Annotated in this window: 11 protein-coding genes; 8 read left to right on the forward strand and 3 right to left on the reverse strand. The window is 62.4% G+C overall.

All coding sequences use genetic code 11. The features are described from left to right. Nucleotides 1-5: 5 nt before the first annotated feature. The 6 genes from peaD (at nucleotide 6) to RA21_RS15765 (ending at nucleotide 7,642) form a co-directional block, all read left to right on the forward strand. Nucleotides 6-1,085, forward strand: coding sequence for a quinohemoprotein amine dehydrogenase subunit beta (gene peaD / locus RA21_RS15740; protein ID WP_039150722.1), 1,080 nt, complete (start codon nucleotides 6-8; stop codon nucleotides 1,083-1,085). Continuing rightward, on the forward strand, nucleotides 1,082-2,818 hold the full coding sequence (locus RA21_RS15745; RefSeq protein ID WP_052257680.1) for an ABC transporter ATP-binding protein: 1,737 nt from the start codon (nucleotides 1,082-1,084) through the stop codon (nucleotides 2,816-2,818). The genes peaD and RA21_RS15745 overlap by 4 nt, the downstream gene beginning before the upstream one ends. Beyond that, nucleotides 2,815-3,471, forward strand: coding sequence for a hypothetical protein (locus tag RA21_RS15750; protein WP_019297903.1), 657 nt, complete (start codon nucleotides 2,815-2,817; stop codon nucleotides 3,469-3,471). The genes RA21_RS15745 and RA21_RS15750 overlap by 4 nt, the downstream gene beginning before the upstream one ends. Beyond that, on the forward strand, nucleotides 3,468-4,460 hold the full coding sequence (locus RA21_RS15755) for a helix-turn-helix domain-containing protein (RefSeq protein ID WP_039150572.1): 993 nt from the start codon (nucleotides 3,468-3,470) through the stop codon (nucleotides 4,458-4,460). The genes RA21_RS15750 and RA21_RS15755 overlap by 4 nt, the downstream gene beginning before the upstream one ends. Nucleotides 4,461-4,475: 15 nt before the next feature. Further along, nucleotides 4,476-5,879, forward strand: coding sequence for an aldehyde dehydrogenase family protein (locus tag RA21_RS15760; protein ID WP_039150575.1), 1,404 nt, complete (start codon nucleotides 4,476-4,478; stop codon nucleotides 5,877-5,879). A 68-nt stretch (nucleotides 5,880-5,947) separates the two neighbouring features. Next, nucleotides 5,948-7,642: an AMP-binding protein gene (locus RA21_RS15765; RefSeq protein WP_039150578.1), complete on the forward strand. Its 1,695-nt coding sequence runs from the start codon at nucleotides 5,948-5,950 to the stop codon at nucleotides 7,640-7,642. Nucleotides 7,643-7,983: 341 nt separating this feature from the next. Here RA21_RS15765 and RA21_RS15770 read toward each other — a convergent pair. Beyond that, nucleotides 7,984-9,071, reverse strand: a protein-coding gene (locus RA21_RS15770) for an IS3 family transposase (RefSeq protein WP_152610572.1) whose coding sequence is annotated in 2 segments (ribosomal slippage) — nucleotides 7,984-8,810 and nucleotides 8,810-9,071 — 1,089 coding nt in all. Because the reading frame shifts where the segments join, the coding sequence is not laid out codon by codon here. A gap of 100 nt (nucleotides 9,072-9,171) precedes the next feature. Beyond that, nucleotides 9,172-10,104, reverse strand: a complete 933-nt coding sequence (locus RA21_RS15780; protein WP_082008969.1) for a LysR family transcriptional regulator — start codon at nucleotides 10,102-10,104, stop codon at nucleotides 9,172-9,174. Between the two features lie 119 nt (nucleotides 10,105-10,223). On the opposite strand from RA21_RS15780, the gene RA21_RS15785 reads away from it, so the two are divergent. Both RA21_RS15785 and RA21_RS15790 read left to right on the forward strand, forming a co-directional pair. Next, complete coding sequence (locus tag RA21_RS15785; protein WP_039150581.1) at nucleotides 10,224-11,882, forward strand: BCCT family transporter; 1,659 nt, start codon at nucleotides 10,224-10,226, stop codon at nucleotides 11,880-11,882. A 116-nt stretch (nucleotides 11,883-11,998) separates the two neighbouring features. Next, on the forward strand, nucleotides 11,999-13,651 hold the full coding sequence (locus RA21_RS15790) for an ABC transporter substrate-binding protein (RefSeq protein WP_039150584.1): 1,653 nt from the start codon (nucleotides 11,999-12,001) through the stop codon (nucleotides 13,649-13,651). Nucleotides 13,652-14,050: 399 nt separating this feature from the next. On the opposite strand, the gene RA21_RS15795 is transcribed toward RA21_RS15790, so the two are convergent. After that, the gene (locus RA21_RS15795; RefSeq protein ID WP_019297912.1) at nucleotides 14,051-14,824 is read right to left on the reverse strand and encodes a LamB/YcsF family protein; all 774 of its coding nucleotides are present in this window, start codon (nucleotides 14,822-14,824) and stop codon (nucleotides 14,051-14,053) included. Nucleotides 14,825-14,831 lie beyond the last annotated feature (7 nt).

Consider the following 14,831-nt stretch of genomic DNA (forward strand, 5'->3'; position numbering starts at 1 on the left):
GCATCATGAAATCCGCGCTTATTGCTGCTGCCGCGCTGTGCGCTTCAGCCCTGCCGCTGTCCGCTGGCGACCTTCTGGTGACAGTGGCCCGGCCTTCCAACCTCTATGTCTTTGACGCAGAATCCCGTGCCTTAAAGTCGGACTGCGATTTGGGGGCTAATGTAACGCCCGGCGTGATTGCGATGTCGCCGGACAACCGGATTGCCTACGTGCTGCTGAACCATTGGCAGGATGTGGTCGGGGTCGATATCGAAACCTGCGAAAAGGTCTTTCACGCTGCCCAGTCCGAAGGTGACGTGACCCGCCGCTCGCTGGCCTCGCTGGCAGTCTCCAAGGACGGCAGCCAGATCTACACGGTGCGCAATCCGGTGCGCAAACTGACAGACCGGTACGAGGTGATGCAGCCGGAGTTTGCCGTCTATGACGCCGGTGCCGGGCTGGAAGCGGAACCGTCCGCCACCTTCGAGGCGCCGCGCCGCTCCACCCTTATGGCGAGCGACCGCAAAGGCCAGGTCTATGTCGCAGGGCATGACATCTACCGGGTCGACCCCTCCAACGGCGAAACAGAGGTGGCGATTGCCAACGCAAGCTGGGACCGCCCCACCTACAGCCCGCCGGATGTGCTGGCGTTCTGGCCGACCGGCAGCCAGAACAACGAGATGCTGCTGATGTATACGGCGGCGGTCTTTACCGACGAAACTCAGCAGGAAATGGCGGATTTCGTCTGGGGCTACCAGTCGGTTGATCTGAACAGCGGAGAGACCGAGATCGCCGATTTTGCCTCTTTCGAGGTGCTGATGTTCTCGGCTGTGCGCAGCGCGGTGGATCCCAAACACCTCTATGGCGTCTATACCCAGCTGTCCAAGCACAACCTGGAAACCCAGGAGCTGGTGAAGCGGGTGGACCTGCCGCACACCTATTACGTCATCAATGTCTCCAGCGACGGGAAGGAAATCTATGTCGCGGGCACCAATGACGACATTGGCATCTACGACAGCGAGACACTGGACCGCGTGGGCGAGATCCGGATCCCGTCGGGCGGGGATATGTCCGTCTCCACCCTGCATGTCGTGCCGCAGGGATGAACAGGCCTGCTGCCAAACTCTCCCCCCAGCCGGGCGGTGCTGCTGCCCGGGACTGGCCGCGCCTGCCTTCACGTGCTGGCGCCGCGCTTTTCACGCCCGCCACTGCGAGGTGGCTGCTGCCGCTGTTGCGCCCGCACCGGCGGCGGCTGGCGGTTCTCCTGCTGATCAGCTTTGCCGCTGCCGCGCTTGGCCTGCTGCCGCCCTATATTAGCAAGCTGGTCATTGACAGCGGGCTAATGGCGGGAGATGCCACGCAGCTGGTGATTTGGTCGCTGGCTTTGTTCGGGATCGGCCTGCTGGCCACCGGCACCGGCGCGCTGAGCAATATACTGCACATGCGAGCCTCGGTCCGAATGCTGGCGCGGATGCGGCAGCGACTGCTGTCGCGGCTGTCCGCCAAGCCGGTCGGCTGGTTTGCTGGCCAGCGCGCGGGTGAGCTACTGGCGCGGATTGATGGCGACGCGGCGGAAGTACAGAAATTTGCGTTCAACGCGGTGCTGAGCGGCTCCTCGGCACTGATCCGGCTGATTGGCGGCTCCATGATGCTGATGGTGCTGGACTGGCGGCTGGGGCTACTCACGGCGCTTCTGGCACCTGCGGAGCTGGCCTTTCTGATCTGGGCGCGGCCCCGAACCGAGCGCCACGCGGCAGCGGTGCGCGAGATGCAGGGGCAGTATGCGGCGGGGCTGTCCGAGACGCTGTTCGGCCTGCCCGCGCTGCAGGCCGCGCGTGGTGCAGAATGGGCGCAGCGGCGCAGCCTGCGGGATCATGCCGGACTGAGCCAGAAGCTGATTTCACAAAACCTTTGGAGCGAGTTCACCCGCGCAGTACCAGTGCTGTTGTCGGCGCTGACACGCTCCGCGATTTTTCTGGCGGGCGGCCTGATGGTGATCCGCGGCCAGTGGCCATTGGGCTCGCTGATGGCCTTTATCGCCTATATGGGATTTATGACCGGGCCGATGCAGTCTCTGCTGGGACTGTGGCACGCACAGGCGCGGGTCAAGGTGGCCGCGGCACGGCTGGATGCGGTGATGCAATCACCCTCTGCCCCTTCTAACCGTTTCTCTCCTTCCGGCTATGGTCTGCAATTAGACAATGTAACCATTTCTCGCGGAAACACCCCTCCTCTGGGTCCGCTCACCCTGAGCATTCCCGAGGGTGCCAGAGTGGCCCTGAAGGGGGCCAGTGGCACGGGCAAGACGTCGCTCCTGGCTGTACTATGCGGGCGGGCACAGCCCTTGGCCGGACATGTCGCTCTGGGCGGCGCGGACTTGCGCCTGCTTGGCGGGGACAGCCTGCCTGACCGTGTAGCCCATGCCGGGCAGCGGCCCTTCACTGTGCGGGCCAGTCTGCGCGGCAACCTGTTCCAAAGCCGCGCCTTCTGGGCCAAGCCTGAGAATGAAACGCGGGTGTGGGAGCTGCTGGAGCTGTTCGGCCTGGCGGACAGGTTCCGCGGTCCTGAAGGCCTTGACACGATGCTGGGCGAAGGCGGGCTGACACTGTCAGGCGGTGAACGCCAGCGGTTGTGTTTACTGCGGGCGCTGCTGACGCCGTTTGATATCCTGATCCTGGATGAGGCACTGTCGGAGGTGGATCCTGCCACTGCGACTCGGATCCTGGCCTATATCGATGAGGCCTTTACCTGCACCACCCGCATCCTGACCGCCCACGGCGGTGCGGCGGCGAGCGGGAAATTCGACTTGGTGATCGAATTGGCAGAGGTGAAGTCATGACACGCGCACCGTTGATAGCGCTGATTGACGGGCCGCTGGCTGCGGATGCTCCGGGCTTCGCAGGCCGAGCGGATATCTGCGCCATGCACCCGAGAGCGGCAGAAAGCCCGGCGGCACTGCATGCCAGCTGCATGGCCGCTGCCATCCACGCAAATGCAACAGGCGCGCGGATCCTTGGGCTCAGCATCTTTGCGGGCCGCTTGTCCACCTCTCTTGCCAACGTGGCGGAGGCGCTGCACCGGGCCGCGGTGTCGGAAGCGGAGATCGTTCACTGTTCCTTTGGTCATGGTAAGTCCAGTCCGCTGATGGATGAGGCGGTAGCTGCGGTTCTGGCAGCGGGAAAGCTGCTGGTCGCCTCTGCCCCGGCGCGTGGCACGCCGGTTTATCCGGCAGGGTGCGCGGGCGTGGTTTCAGTGCAAGGCGATGCCCGCTGCAACAGCAGCCAATGGTCGCTGTTGAACTTGCCGGGCGCACAATACGGCGCCTGCCCCGTCACCTCTGGCGTTCCGGTCCGGGGTGCCAGCCTGGCAGCGGCGCATTTCACCGGGCTGCTGGCCCGGGCCTGCATGAGCGGCGGCATTGAGAACATGCTGCAAAACCCGTCCTTCACCGGCCGGGAACGCATCGGGACAGGAGGCCCGCAGGCCGCATGATCTGCTTTGACAACTGGAACAGCACGCTGCGCGCCAATTGCGGCCACTATTATGCAACCCCGGATCGGGCCACAGGAAATTGGGCGGGATCGTTTGACCTTCACCGGCGCAGCGGCATTGATGTGGCCGAAATCCGCTGCCTGCCGGCCCGGATTGAGCGCACCCGCAAGGGTATTCTGCGCGACGATCAGGAGCATTTCTTTTTGCTGCGCCAGCTGGAAGGGGAAACCGGCATCCTGCACGCGGGCCGCGAGACCCTACTGAGACCCGGGGATTTTCTGCTGCTCGATTCCACCCGCGCGGCGGAACTGAGCATAACCGGCCAACATGCCGCCTTCCTGTCGGCACATCTGCCGCGGGCGCTGGTGCTGGAGCGGCGCAGGGATATACCCGCAGCAGGGTGCAAGATCACCCCGGCGCATCCGCTGCACGCCAGTCTGTGCGGGCTGCTGGATACAAAGGGCGCAGTCGACAACGCAGAATATATCTTTGATTTAGTGCTGCTGGCCTTTGCCGACGGCCCTCACTCGGGGGCGGGCAATTTGGGCAGCCGCAAGAACCGGTTTCGGCTGGTGCGCGAGACGCTGGAGCTGCTGAGCACCGACCCGGGGCTGACAGTGGACGCGCTGGCCGCCCGCACCGGGCTGTCGCGGCGACAGTTGCAACGCGAGTTTCAGGACAACGGCACCACTTTCACCGGCTGCCTGACCCGCGCAAGGCTTGCAGTGGTGGCGGCTAAGCTGCGCCACGCGGCGCGGCAGGGGGCGCGGGTGCCGATTGCCCAGATCGCCTATGGCGCGGGGTTTGGCGATATCTCCCATTTCAACCGCACCTTCCGCCAGCAGTTCGGCTGCTCGCCGCGGGGTTTCCTCAGCACCTGCACTCTGGGCGGATTTTTGGCGCAGGACGCAAACTCTTTGGCACCCATCCCCAAGACCCCGCCGCCGGGGCGTGGTTGTCTTTTTCAATCAAACCCGGCTGACGGATAAACAGGGAGAACGGCAATGGAATACCGCATGCTGATCAACGGCGAACAGGTTTCGGCGGAGCGCATGATCGAGGTGATCAACCCGGCGACGGAGGAGGTGTTTGCCCGCGTGCCGCATGCCTCCGAGGCGCAGATGGACGAGGCGGTGGCTGCCGCAAAGGCGGCGCAGAAGGCCTGGGCCGAGACACCGATGAGGGAACGGCGCGCCAAGGTGGAGGCGCTGGCCGCCGCCATCGGCGAGGAGGCGGATGAGCTGGCGCGGCTGATCACCATGGAACAGGGCAAGCCGCTGCCCGAGGCGCAGGGCGAGGCCGCCTGGTCGCAAGGATACCTGGCGCATACCGCGACGCTGGAGCTGCCGGACCGGGTGATCCAGGACGACGCGGAGTTCCGGATCGAGACCCGGCACAAGCCGCTGGGCGTAGTGGCGGGCATCATCGCCTGGAACTTCCCGCTGCTTCTATGCTGCTGGAAGATCGGGCCTGCGCTGATGGCGGGCAATGCGATTGTTTTGAAACCTGCGCCCACCACTCCGGTTGCGGCGTTGAAGCTGGGCGAGATCTGCGCGCGGATCTTCCCGGCGGGGCTGGTGAACATTATCACCGATGCCAATGACCTTGGCCCCAAGCTGACGGCGCATCCGGATGTGGCCAAGATCGGCTTTACCGGCTCGTCGGAGACCGGCAAGCGGATCATGGCGAGTGCGGCGGACACCATGAAGCGGGTTACGCTGGAGATGGGTGGCAACGATCCGGCCATCGTGCTGCCGGATGTGGACGTGAAGGCGGCGGCCGAGAAGGTCTATGGCGGGGCGTTCCTGAATGCCGGGCAGGTCTGCCTGGCGGTGAAACGCGCCTATGTGCACAGCGAAATCTATGAGGAGTTCTGCGCCGAGCTGGCGGCGCTGGCCGAACAGGCAGTGGTCGATGACGGCATGAAGCAGGGGACGACCATTGGCCCGATCCAGAACAAAGCGCAGTTTGAGAAGATAAAGGGGTTCCTGGAGGACGCCCGCGCCTGCGGCCGGATTATTGCGGGCGGGGCGGCCAAGGACGGTCCGGGCTATTTCGTGCCCCCCACTATTGTGCGCGATGTGACCGACGGGCAGAAAATCGTCGATGAGGAGCAGTTCGGCCCGGTGCTGCCAGTGATCCGCTTTGACGACATTGGCGACGTGATCGCCCGCGCCAACGCGTCCGACTACGGGCTGGGCGGGTCGGTGCATTCCGCCGATACCACCAAGGCGACCGAGATTGCCGGGCGCATCGAATCCGGCACCATCTGGGTCAACCAGCAGCTGAACATCGGCCCGCATATCCCGATGGCGGGTTTCAAGGGCTCTGGCCTCGGCGTCGAACAATCGGTCGAGGGGCTGGCGGAATACACCCAGATGCAGGTGATCAACGTCGCCCGCGGCTGATCCCATTTTAACACCCGGCCGGGCTGCCGCCGCGGCGGCCCGGTCCGCTTCATCAGCAGAGACTGACCATGACTGACCCGCAAACCGATCCCACCGCCCCGATTGACGGCCTCTCGCATGTGCATGGGCCGGATGAGCCGCCGCTGCAGCATATCACCATCCCGGCGCTGCTGCGGCAGGCGGTGGAGCAGCACGGCAGCCGTGAGGCGCTGGTGTTCACGGATGCCGGCATCCGGATGACCTATGCGGAGCTGGCCCGGAAGGCGGATGAACTGGCCGCGGGCCTGCTGGAGCTCGGGGTTGCGAAGGGCGACCGGGTCGGCATCTGGTCCCCCAACCGCTGCGAATGGGTGCTGACCCAGTTCGCCACCGCCCGGATCGGCGCCATACTTGTGACGATCAACCCGGCATACCGGCTGGCGGAACTGGAATACGCGCTCAACAAGACCGGTTGCAAAGTGCTGATCGCGGCAGAAAGTTTCAAGAATTCCGACTACCTGGGCATGATCCGCGAACTGGCACCCGAGCTGGCCGCCGGTCCGCTGTCTCCAGTACGGCTGCCTGCCTTGCGCTATGCGGTGGTGATGGCGGCAGATACTGGCCCAGGCGTTCTGTCTTTTGAAACCGTGCAGGAGTTAGGTGCGGGTGCGGACACCGCAGAGCTGGACACAATCAGTGCGGGGCTGAAACCGGAGGAGGCGATCAATATCCAGTTCACCTCCGGAACCACCGGGTTGCCCAAAGGGGCGACGCTGACGCATTTCAATATCGTCAACAACGCCCGTTTTGTTACAGACCGCATCAAACTGACCGAAGCCGACCGGCTGCTAATCCCTGTGCCGCTCTACCATTGCTTCGGCATGGTGATGGGCGTGCTCGGTGCGGTTTCAAAAGGTGCCACGATGATTTTTCCAGGGGAAGCGTTCGAACCGGGCTCCGTCCTGGAGGCCGCCGCCGCGGAACACGCAACCGCGCTTTACGGCGTGCCGACAATGTTTGTCGCCATGCTGCAGGAGCTGGATCAAAACCCGCGGGATATTGCCAGTCTTCGCACCGGGATCATGGCAGGCGCCCCCTGCCCCATCGAGATTATGCACCGGGTCAACCGCGACATGCACATGCAAGAGGTGACGATTTGCTACGGTATGACCGAAACCGCGCCGGTCTCCTTTCAAAGCTTCACCACCGACCCAACAGAGAAACGCTGCACCACCGTGGGCCGGGTGCATCCGCATTTGGAGGTGAAGGCTGTGGATGCTGAGGGCCGAACCGTGCCAGCGGGTGAACAGGGTGAACTGCTGGTGCGCGGTTATTCCGTGATGGAGAGTTACTGGGACGATCCAGCTGCTACCGAGGCTGCGCAAGCGGACGGTTGGATGCGCACCGGCGACCTGGCCACCATCGATACAGAGGGATTTTGCAGCATTACCGGCCGCATCAAGGACATGATTATCCGCGGGGGAGAGAACATCTATCCGCGCGAAATCGAAGAATTCCTGCTCCGCCACCCGGAAGTTGGTGATGCACAGGTTTTTGGCGTGCCGGACCAAAGATTCGGTGAACAGGTTTGCGCCTGGATCGTTCCTGCCACCGGCGCCAGCCTTACTGAGGATCAAATCCTGACGCATTGCCGTGGCCAGATAGCACATTTCAAGGTCCCGCATTATGTGCGGATCGTGGCGGAACTCCCTATGACCGTCACAGGCAAACCGCAAAAATTCAAAATGCGCGAAGCCATGGTGCAGCAGCTGGCTTTGTCTTGAAACACGCAACGACGAAAACCAAAGCCAGCTGATAATCGACCAGCAGAACGCGGACCTCAGGACAGGTTTGGAACTTGTAGAGATATGAAGTGCAAGTTGCAGGGAAGAAAAGTGCCTTCGAGGCGAGCTAGGTAAGTCAAAACCGGCCTCACATGAGTCCGCTTGGCGATCAAAGCTGTGGAAGTGGTAACGCCGAAAAGTTTGGAATGTGAGAATTCAGCTCCGAAGCCAGCGCCATCGCTTCCACAACAAACCTTGGTTCGCGACATGGTGACATGAATATTTTCGAATGGGCATGCAAAGGTAATCCCCCCATTTTTGCGGGGGCTTGGTCGTAGAATTTACGCGGCCATTCTCAGTTTCTGGGCGGGGGTCATCCCGCCGTTGCCCATATTCGGACGTTCATTGTTGTAGGACCAGAGCCATTCGGTGGCAATCTGCTGCACCTCGTCGATGCTTTCGAAGATGTAGAGGTCCAGCCATTCGTGCCGGACCGTCCGGTTGTAACGCTCGACATAGGCGTTCTGCTGGGGCTTGCCGGGCTGGATGTAGGCCAGGGTGATGCCCCTGTTCTCAGCCCACTCCATGAGCGTTCCGCTGACGTATTCGGGGCCGTTGTCGACTCGAATTGTCCTGGGTGCGCCGCGCCATTCGATGATCTGGTTCAGCGCGCGCACGACCCGTTCAGCCGGTAGCGAGAAGTCCACCTCTATGCCCAGACCCTCTCGGTTGAAATCATCCAAGACGTTCAGCAGCCGGAACTGGCGACCGTCCTCCTGACGATCCGCCATGAAATCCATCGACCAGACCTCGTTTGGCACCTCTGGAACCGCCAGTTCATCCGGCTTCTCCCGCTTCAAACGCTTGCGCGGCTTGATCCGAAGGTTCAACTCCAGTTCACGGTAGATCCTGTAAACGCGCTTGTGGTTCCATGAATGCCCCTGGACATTGCGCAGATACAGGAAGCTCAGGCCAAACCCCCAGGTCTTCCTCGCCGTTGTCAGTCCGAGGAGCAGATCGGCGATCTGTTCGTTCTCCTCGTTTAGCTTCGGGCTGTATCGGTAGCATGTCTCGCTGACGCCAAATGCCCGGCAGGCCAGCGCAATGCTGACGCCTTTCATCGCCACCGCTTTCACGGCCAACTCTCGGCGCTGAGCTGGCCGTATCATTTTTTTCCGAGCGCCTCCTTCAGCAGGTCGTTCTGCATGCTGACGTCGGCGTACATGCGCTTCAGCCGGCGGTTCTCCTCGGCCATAGCCTTCATCTCACTGATGAGGCTGGCGTCCATCCCGCCATACTTGGCCCGCCACTTGTAGACCGTGGCACTGCTCATACCGTGCTCGCGGCACAGCTCGGATACGGGCACGCCGTTCTCCATCTGCCGCAGAATACCCATGATCTGGGCCTCAGGGAAACGTGTCTTCTTCATCGGAATCTCCTCGTTCATCCTGCTGAGAAAATTCTACTTCCGCATCCCCTTAAGATCGGGGGGGATTACCCAAAGGCCCGTAATTATTAGGATCCAGAATCTACTTAAGGGCAAGACCCGCCGAATGCGCAGCAATCCAATCGAACACCAAGTTCGGGCCGCGCAGGCGGCTTGAGTAATCGCGCGACATGACATAGCCCGCATCGCTGGGCACAACGTCCTTCGTTACCTGCACCAGTCTGCCGTCCTCCAGCAGATTATCAATCAATCCCAGCCACCCAAGCGCAATGCCGTCGCCGGCCACCGCCGACTGCACCACCATGTCGTAGTTGTTGAAGCTTATGTAGTTCTTGGAGCGTTCCCCTGCGATGCCAAGCCGGTCGAACCAGCCCTGCCAGGTCTGCCATTCCGCTGAGGCCGGTTTCGACAGGCTGAGAAGGTGGCAGTCCAGCAGTTTGGCAGAAGCGGCAATGGGGCCGTGGTTTTCAAGATAGGCAGGGCTGCTGACCGCCGTGACCCGTTCTTGCAACAGCATGACATCGCCGTCCGCCATGCTGCTGCGCGGGGCGACGTGGATCTTGATGTCGCAATCATCGCCGTAATCATCCGGCGGCACCTGTGCCGCAAGGATCTGGATCTCGATCTCATCCCCCAGCTCGGCCCGCAAATGCGACAATCGCGGCAGCAGCCAGAAACTGGAAAAGGCAAAATCCGCTGAAATCCGCACCCTTGGCCGCGACTTGCGCTCCATCAGAGAAGAGACCGAGTTGCCCATTTGCGTCATTGCCGGACGCACCACGTTCAACAGCCGCACGCCTTCATTGGTCAGCGACACGCCGCGGTGCTCACGCCGGAACAGAGCAATGCCCAGTTCCGTCTCCAAGCCCTTGATTTTCTGGGATACAGCAGACTGCGTCAGCCCCAGCGCCTCGGCCGCGCCTGTGAAGTTTCCATGCCGGGCCACCAGGTCGAAGGTGTGCAGCGCGACCAAGTAATAGCTCAGCTTCCTATTAATTCCGCTAATGTCACTCATAAATTATTGCCTACTGCAAAAGGGGAAATTTTTATAACAAAAAATGCCCTGCGTAAGTTCTGCTAAGGCCGTAGCCCCGGCGGCGTCAACCGGCAGATCAACAAAGACAGGGAAAATACATGTCAATAAAACCTCCTTTAACGGATTTGCCGATCGGCACATCCGACAGCGGATTCTACCGGGGCTTTAGCCAGATCGTTACCATTTCCTCCAAGCTGATGATCGGTGGGCTGGTGGTCTGGGCCATTGCCTTTCCCGAACAGTCGGGAGCAGTACTGAACTCGATCAACGGCTTCATACTTGCCTCCTTCGGCGCCTGGTACATCTGGACCGTGGCGCTGTTTGTGCTGTGTTGCATCGCACTGGCAATCTGGCCGACTGCCGGACGGCTCAAGCTGGGCCAGCAGGGTGACGCACCCGAGTTCTCCAACTTCTCCTGGTTCTCCATGATGTTCGGCGCAGGTATCGGGGTCGGCATGCTAACCTGGGCGGTAGCCGAGCCGATCTACCACTGGAACAACAACCCGGAAGTGATCCAGGGCCTGACCAATGGCGGCACCGCGGACAATATCCGCATGGCTTACAAGTGGTCTTTCCTGCATTGGGGCCTGGGCGCCTGGGCCTGCTATGCCATTGCCGGGCTGGCGCTGGGATTCTTCAGCTACCGCCGCGGCCTGCCGCTGACCATGCGCTCCTCGCTGACGCCGCTGTTCGGCGCCCGCCTCTCCGGCTCCATCGGCCATCTGGTGGATATCGTCGCCGTTGTCGCCACCATCCTCGGCGTGGCGCAGACCCTGGGCTTCGGGGTGGAGCAGTTTGTCTCCGGCCTTACCCGTATCGGCATTACCGGGCTGACCAATGACGCAGGCACCGCCAACACCACCGGCGTGCTGGTGGCCATCGTGGTGATTATGGCCGCCTCCACCGCCTCGGCGCTGTCGGGCGTCGGCAAGGGCATCAAATGGCTGTCCAACTTGAACATGGTGCTGAGCATCGCGCTCTTGAGCTTCTTCCTGCTGTTCGGCTCCACCTTCTTTGGCCTCCAGGCGCTGGTCGTTGGCCTTTGGGATTACTTGATTGCTCTCCCGGACATGAGCTTCCGCGTCTGGACCGGTGACGGAAACCCGGACAGCGTCGCATCGAAACTGGAAGGCTGGCAGGGCGGCTGGTCGGTGTTCTACTGGGCCTGGTGGATCGCCTTTGCGCCCTTTGTCGGCTTGTTCCTGGCTCGCATATCCAAGGGCCGCACGATCCGCGAGTTCGTGCTTGGCGCGATGATCGTGCCGTCGCTGATGTGTTTCGTCTGGTTCACCTGGGCCGGCGGCACAGCCATCGACCTGGAACTGCAGGGCGGCGCAGGCGGCCAAATCTCCGGCGCACCGGATGGCGACAAGATCTTCGCCATGGTACAATACATGCTGTCGCCTTGGCTGGGCTGGGCGATGTCTGTGATGATCGTGGTTCTGCTGATGACCTACCTGGTGACCACGGCTGACAGTGCGGTGCTGATCGTCAACACCATCAACGCCGCCGGCGACGAAGGCCCCAAGGCCCGCCCGCATATCCTGTTCTGGGGTGTGGCGCTGGGTGCGGTGGTCACAGCGCTCTTGCTGGTCGGGGGCCTGAAGGCAATCCAGACCGCGATGGTGATCGGCGCCCTGCCCTTCTCGGTGGTGATGGTGCTGCAATGCGCGGCGCTGATCAAGGCGATCTACAACGACGGCCGCCGAGCCCAAGCAGGCGTGGCCGCCAAGGTAACCCAGGAGCCCGCTGAATAAGGCATCTCCCCAGGGGCGGCGGCCAGCGGGCAGGGCTGCCGATCCATTCTCCAGACTGCTGCCCGCAACTTTTCGTGTGCCGGACACAGCAATAAACAGCAATAACAGGAAGCAAAATGACCAAATACTACAACAGGGAAACCCTCCACCCCGCGGCTCTGATGCACGCAGAGGAGGCGGCGCAAGGCAAGCTGGACCGCCGCGAATTCCTGAGCCGGGCAACCGCACTGGGGGTCACTGCCTCTGCAGCCTACGGGATGGTCGGCCTCAGCCAGCCGGTGCAGGCGGCGGCCAATGCGCAGCAAGGCGGCACCATCCGCATCCAGCAGGTGGTGCGCGCGCTGCTGGATCCGCCGCTGTTCAACTGGCCGCAGCTGGGCAACCTGGTGCGCGGCTATCTGGAATATCTGGTGCAGTACAACGCCGACGGCACCTTTGAACCCCGCCTCCTGGAAAGCTGGGAAGTCAACGAAGACGCCACCGAATATCTGCTGCACATCCGCCCCGGCGTGAACTGGAACGACGGCCGCGGCACGCTGACCGCCAAGGACGTCGCCTATAACTTTGCCCGTTGGTGCGATGGCAAATGGGAAGGCAACTCGATGGCGGCCCGCATGGGCTCCCTGCAGAACGAGGCCGGCGACGGCCCGGCTGAGGGCGCGCTGGAAATCGTTGACGACCTGACCCTGAAACTGAAACTGACCCGCCCGGACATCACCATCATCCCGGCGGTGACCGAATACCCCGCCGCCATCGTGCCGGACGGCTGGTCCGGCGATCCGGGCGCCGATCCCGTAGGCACGGGCCCGTATAAGCTGGTCGAATACGAAGTCGGCGTGAAGGTGGCGCTGGAGAAGAACACCGACCACGAGTGGTGGGGCGAAGGCGCCTATCTCGACCGGATCGAGTTCATCGACTTCGGCACCGATGCATCGACCCATCTCTCTGCCGCGGAGGCCGAGGAAATTGACATGACCTACGAGACCGTGGGGGAATACGTCGACATCTTCACCTCTATCGGCTGGAACGTGAGCGAGTCCGTGTCCGCCAACACCCTGGTGCTGCGCACCAACCGCGACGCAATTGTAGACGGGGCCTCCCCCTATGCTGACGCCCGCGTGCGCCGCGCCCTGGCGCTGGCCTGCGACAACGCGGTGCTGCTGGAGCTGGGCTATGACGGCCGCGGCACCCTGGCCGAGAACCACCATGTCTGCCCGATCCACCCGGAATACGCCGACATCGGCGCCCCGGTCCGCGACGCCGAGGCCGCGCGCCAGCTGATGGAAGAGGCCGGGATGCTCGATTTCGAGCATGAGCTGATCTCGATCGATGACGACTGGCGGCGCAACACCACCGATGCGCTGGCGGCGCAGATGCGCGATGCCGGCCTCAACGTCAAACGCACCGTGCTGCCCGGCAACACCTTCTGGAACGACTGGGACAAATATCCGTTCAGCTCCACCGACTGGGGCCACCGCCCGCTTGGGGTGCAGGTGCTGACGCTGGCCTACAAGACCGGGGTTGCCTGGAACGAAACTGGTCTCGCCAGCGCCGAGTTCGACAGTATGCTCGAAGCTGCTTCAGCGATCGCCGACGCCGATACCCGCCGCGGGCATATGGAGAAGATCGAGCAGTTCATGCGCGACGACGGAACCATCATCCAGCCCTACTGGCGCTCGCTCTACCGCCACGCCCGCCCCGGCGTCATCGGCGCCGAGAGCCATCCGATCAACGAAATCCACGTTCACAAGCTGGGGCTGGAGGCCTGACCGCCGCTGGGCTTTGGCAGAAACAATAACTGCGCACACCGGTCTCGGTGTGCGTATACTTTTTCGCCATAGATGTTACCGCCAAGGGCACGGGTACAAAAGAAGGGCTGTATTAGGGCATTCCCGTTGCAAGGGTTGCCGAAGACGAAACTTCCGAGCGTCAATAATACGGGAACCGAGGTAACTGGAAAGCCGCCCCGCCACGGCGAATTTCGGTAAGTAAACAACATCTGCAATCAGTAGTAAGCATCGGACAGTCCGATGAGCGGAACCACCTTCACAGGCACTGCAGGAAATCGCCCCATGTCGTCTGCACTGCCCCGTCACCACCCAGTTTGCAAAAGTAAAACTGATCGCAGGGAAAACCCAGGCAGGCAAAAACCGGGCTGCTTGGGAATTTCAAAGTTCCACGCCATTGGCTTTGGCAAGATCCGTGCCACTGTCCAGCAGCGCTCTGCGAACGGCTGTTGCTATCGCAAGGGCAGCCGGGGTGTCGCCATGCAGGCAGATGGTGTCGATGCGGGTTTCGATGCGCTTGCCGCTGGCGGTAATGATGGCGCCTTCGCGCACCATCTCTACCATCCGCCGCCCGGCCTCTGCCGGGTCATGGATCACCGCGCCGGGCAGGCTGCGGTCCACCAGCGTGGCGTCGTCGTTATAGGCGCGATCAGCAAAGATCTCACACGCTGTCTTGCAGCCCAGCTCCCGCGCTGCCTGCTGTTGCGCGGTGCCCGCCAGCACCATCACAATGATTTCCGGGTCCACCGACAAGGCCGCCTGATAGCAGGCCCGCGCCATCGTCAGATCTTCCGCAGCCATATTCGCCAGCGCACCGTGCAGCTTTAGATGCCGCACCGCGCCGCCCGCCGCGCGCGCCATCGCCTGCGCCGCGCCCAGCTGGTAGCGCACCATATTGCCAAGCGTCTCACGCGGCACCGACATCCGGCGGCGGCCAAAGCCCTGCAGGTCGGGAAAACCCGGATGCGCGCCGATGCCGGTACCCTTGGCCACCGCATGTTTCATAGTCGCGGCCATCACATCCGGATCGCCCGCGTGAAAACCGCAGGCGATATTGGCCGAGGTCACGATATCCAGCAGCCCGGCATCATCGCCCAGGCTCCAAGCGCCAAAGCCTTCTCCCATGTCGGCATTCAGATCGACGGTTCGGGTCATGTCATCT

It is taken from the genome of Leisingera sp. ANG-DT, assembly GCF_000813785.1.
Lineage (GTDB): Bacteria > Pseudomonadota > Alphaproteobacteria > Rhodobacterales > Rhodobacteraceae > Leisingera.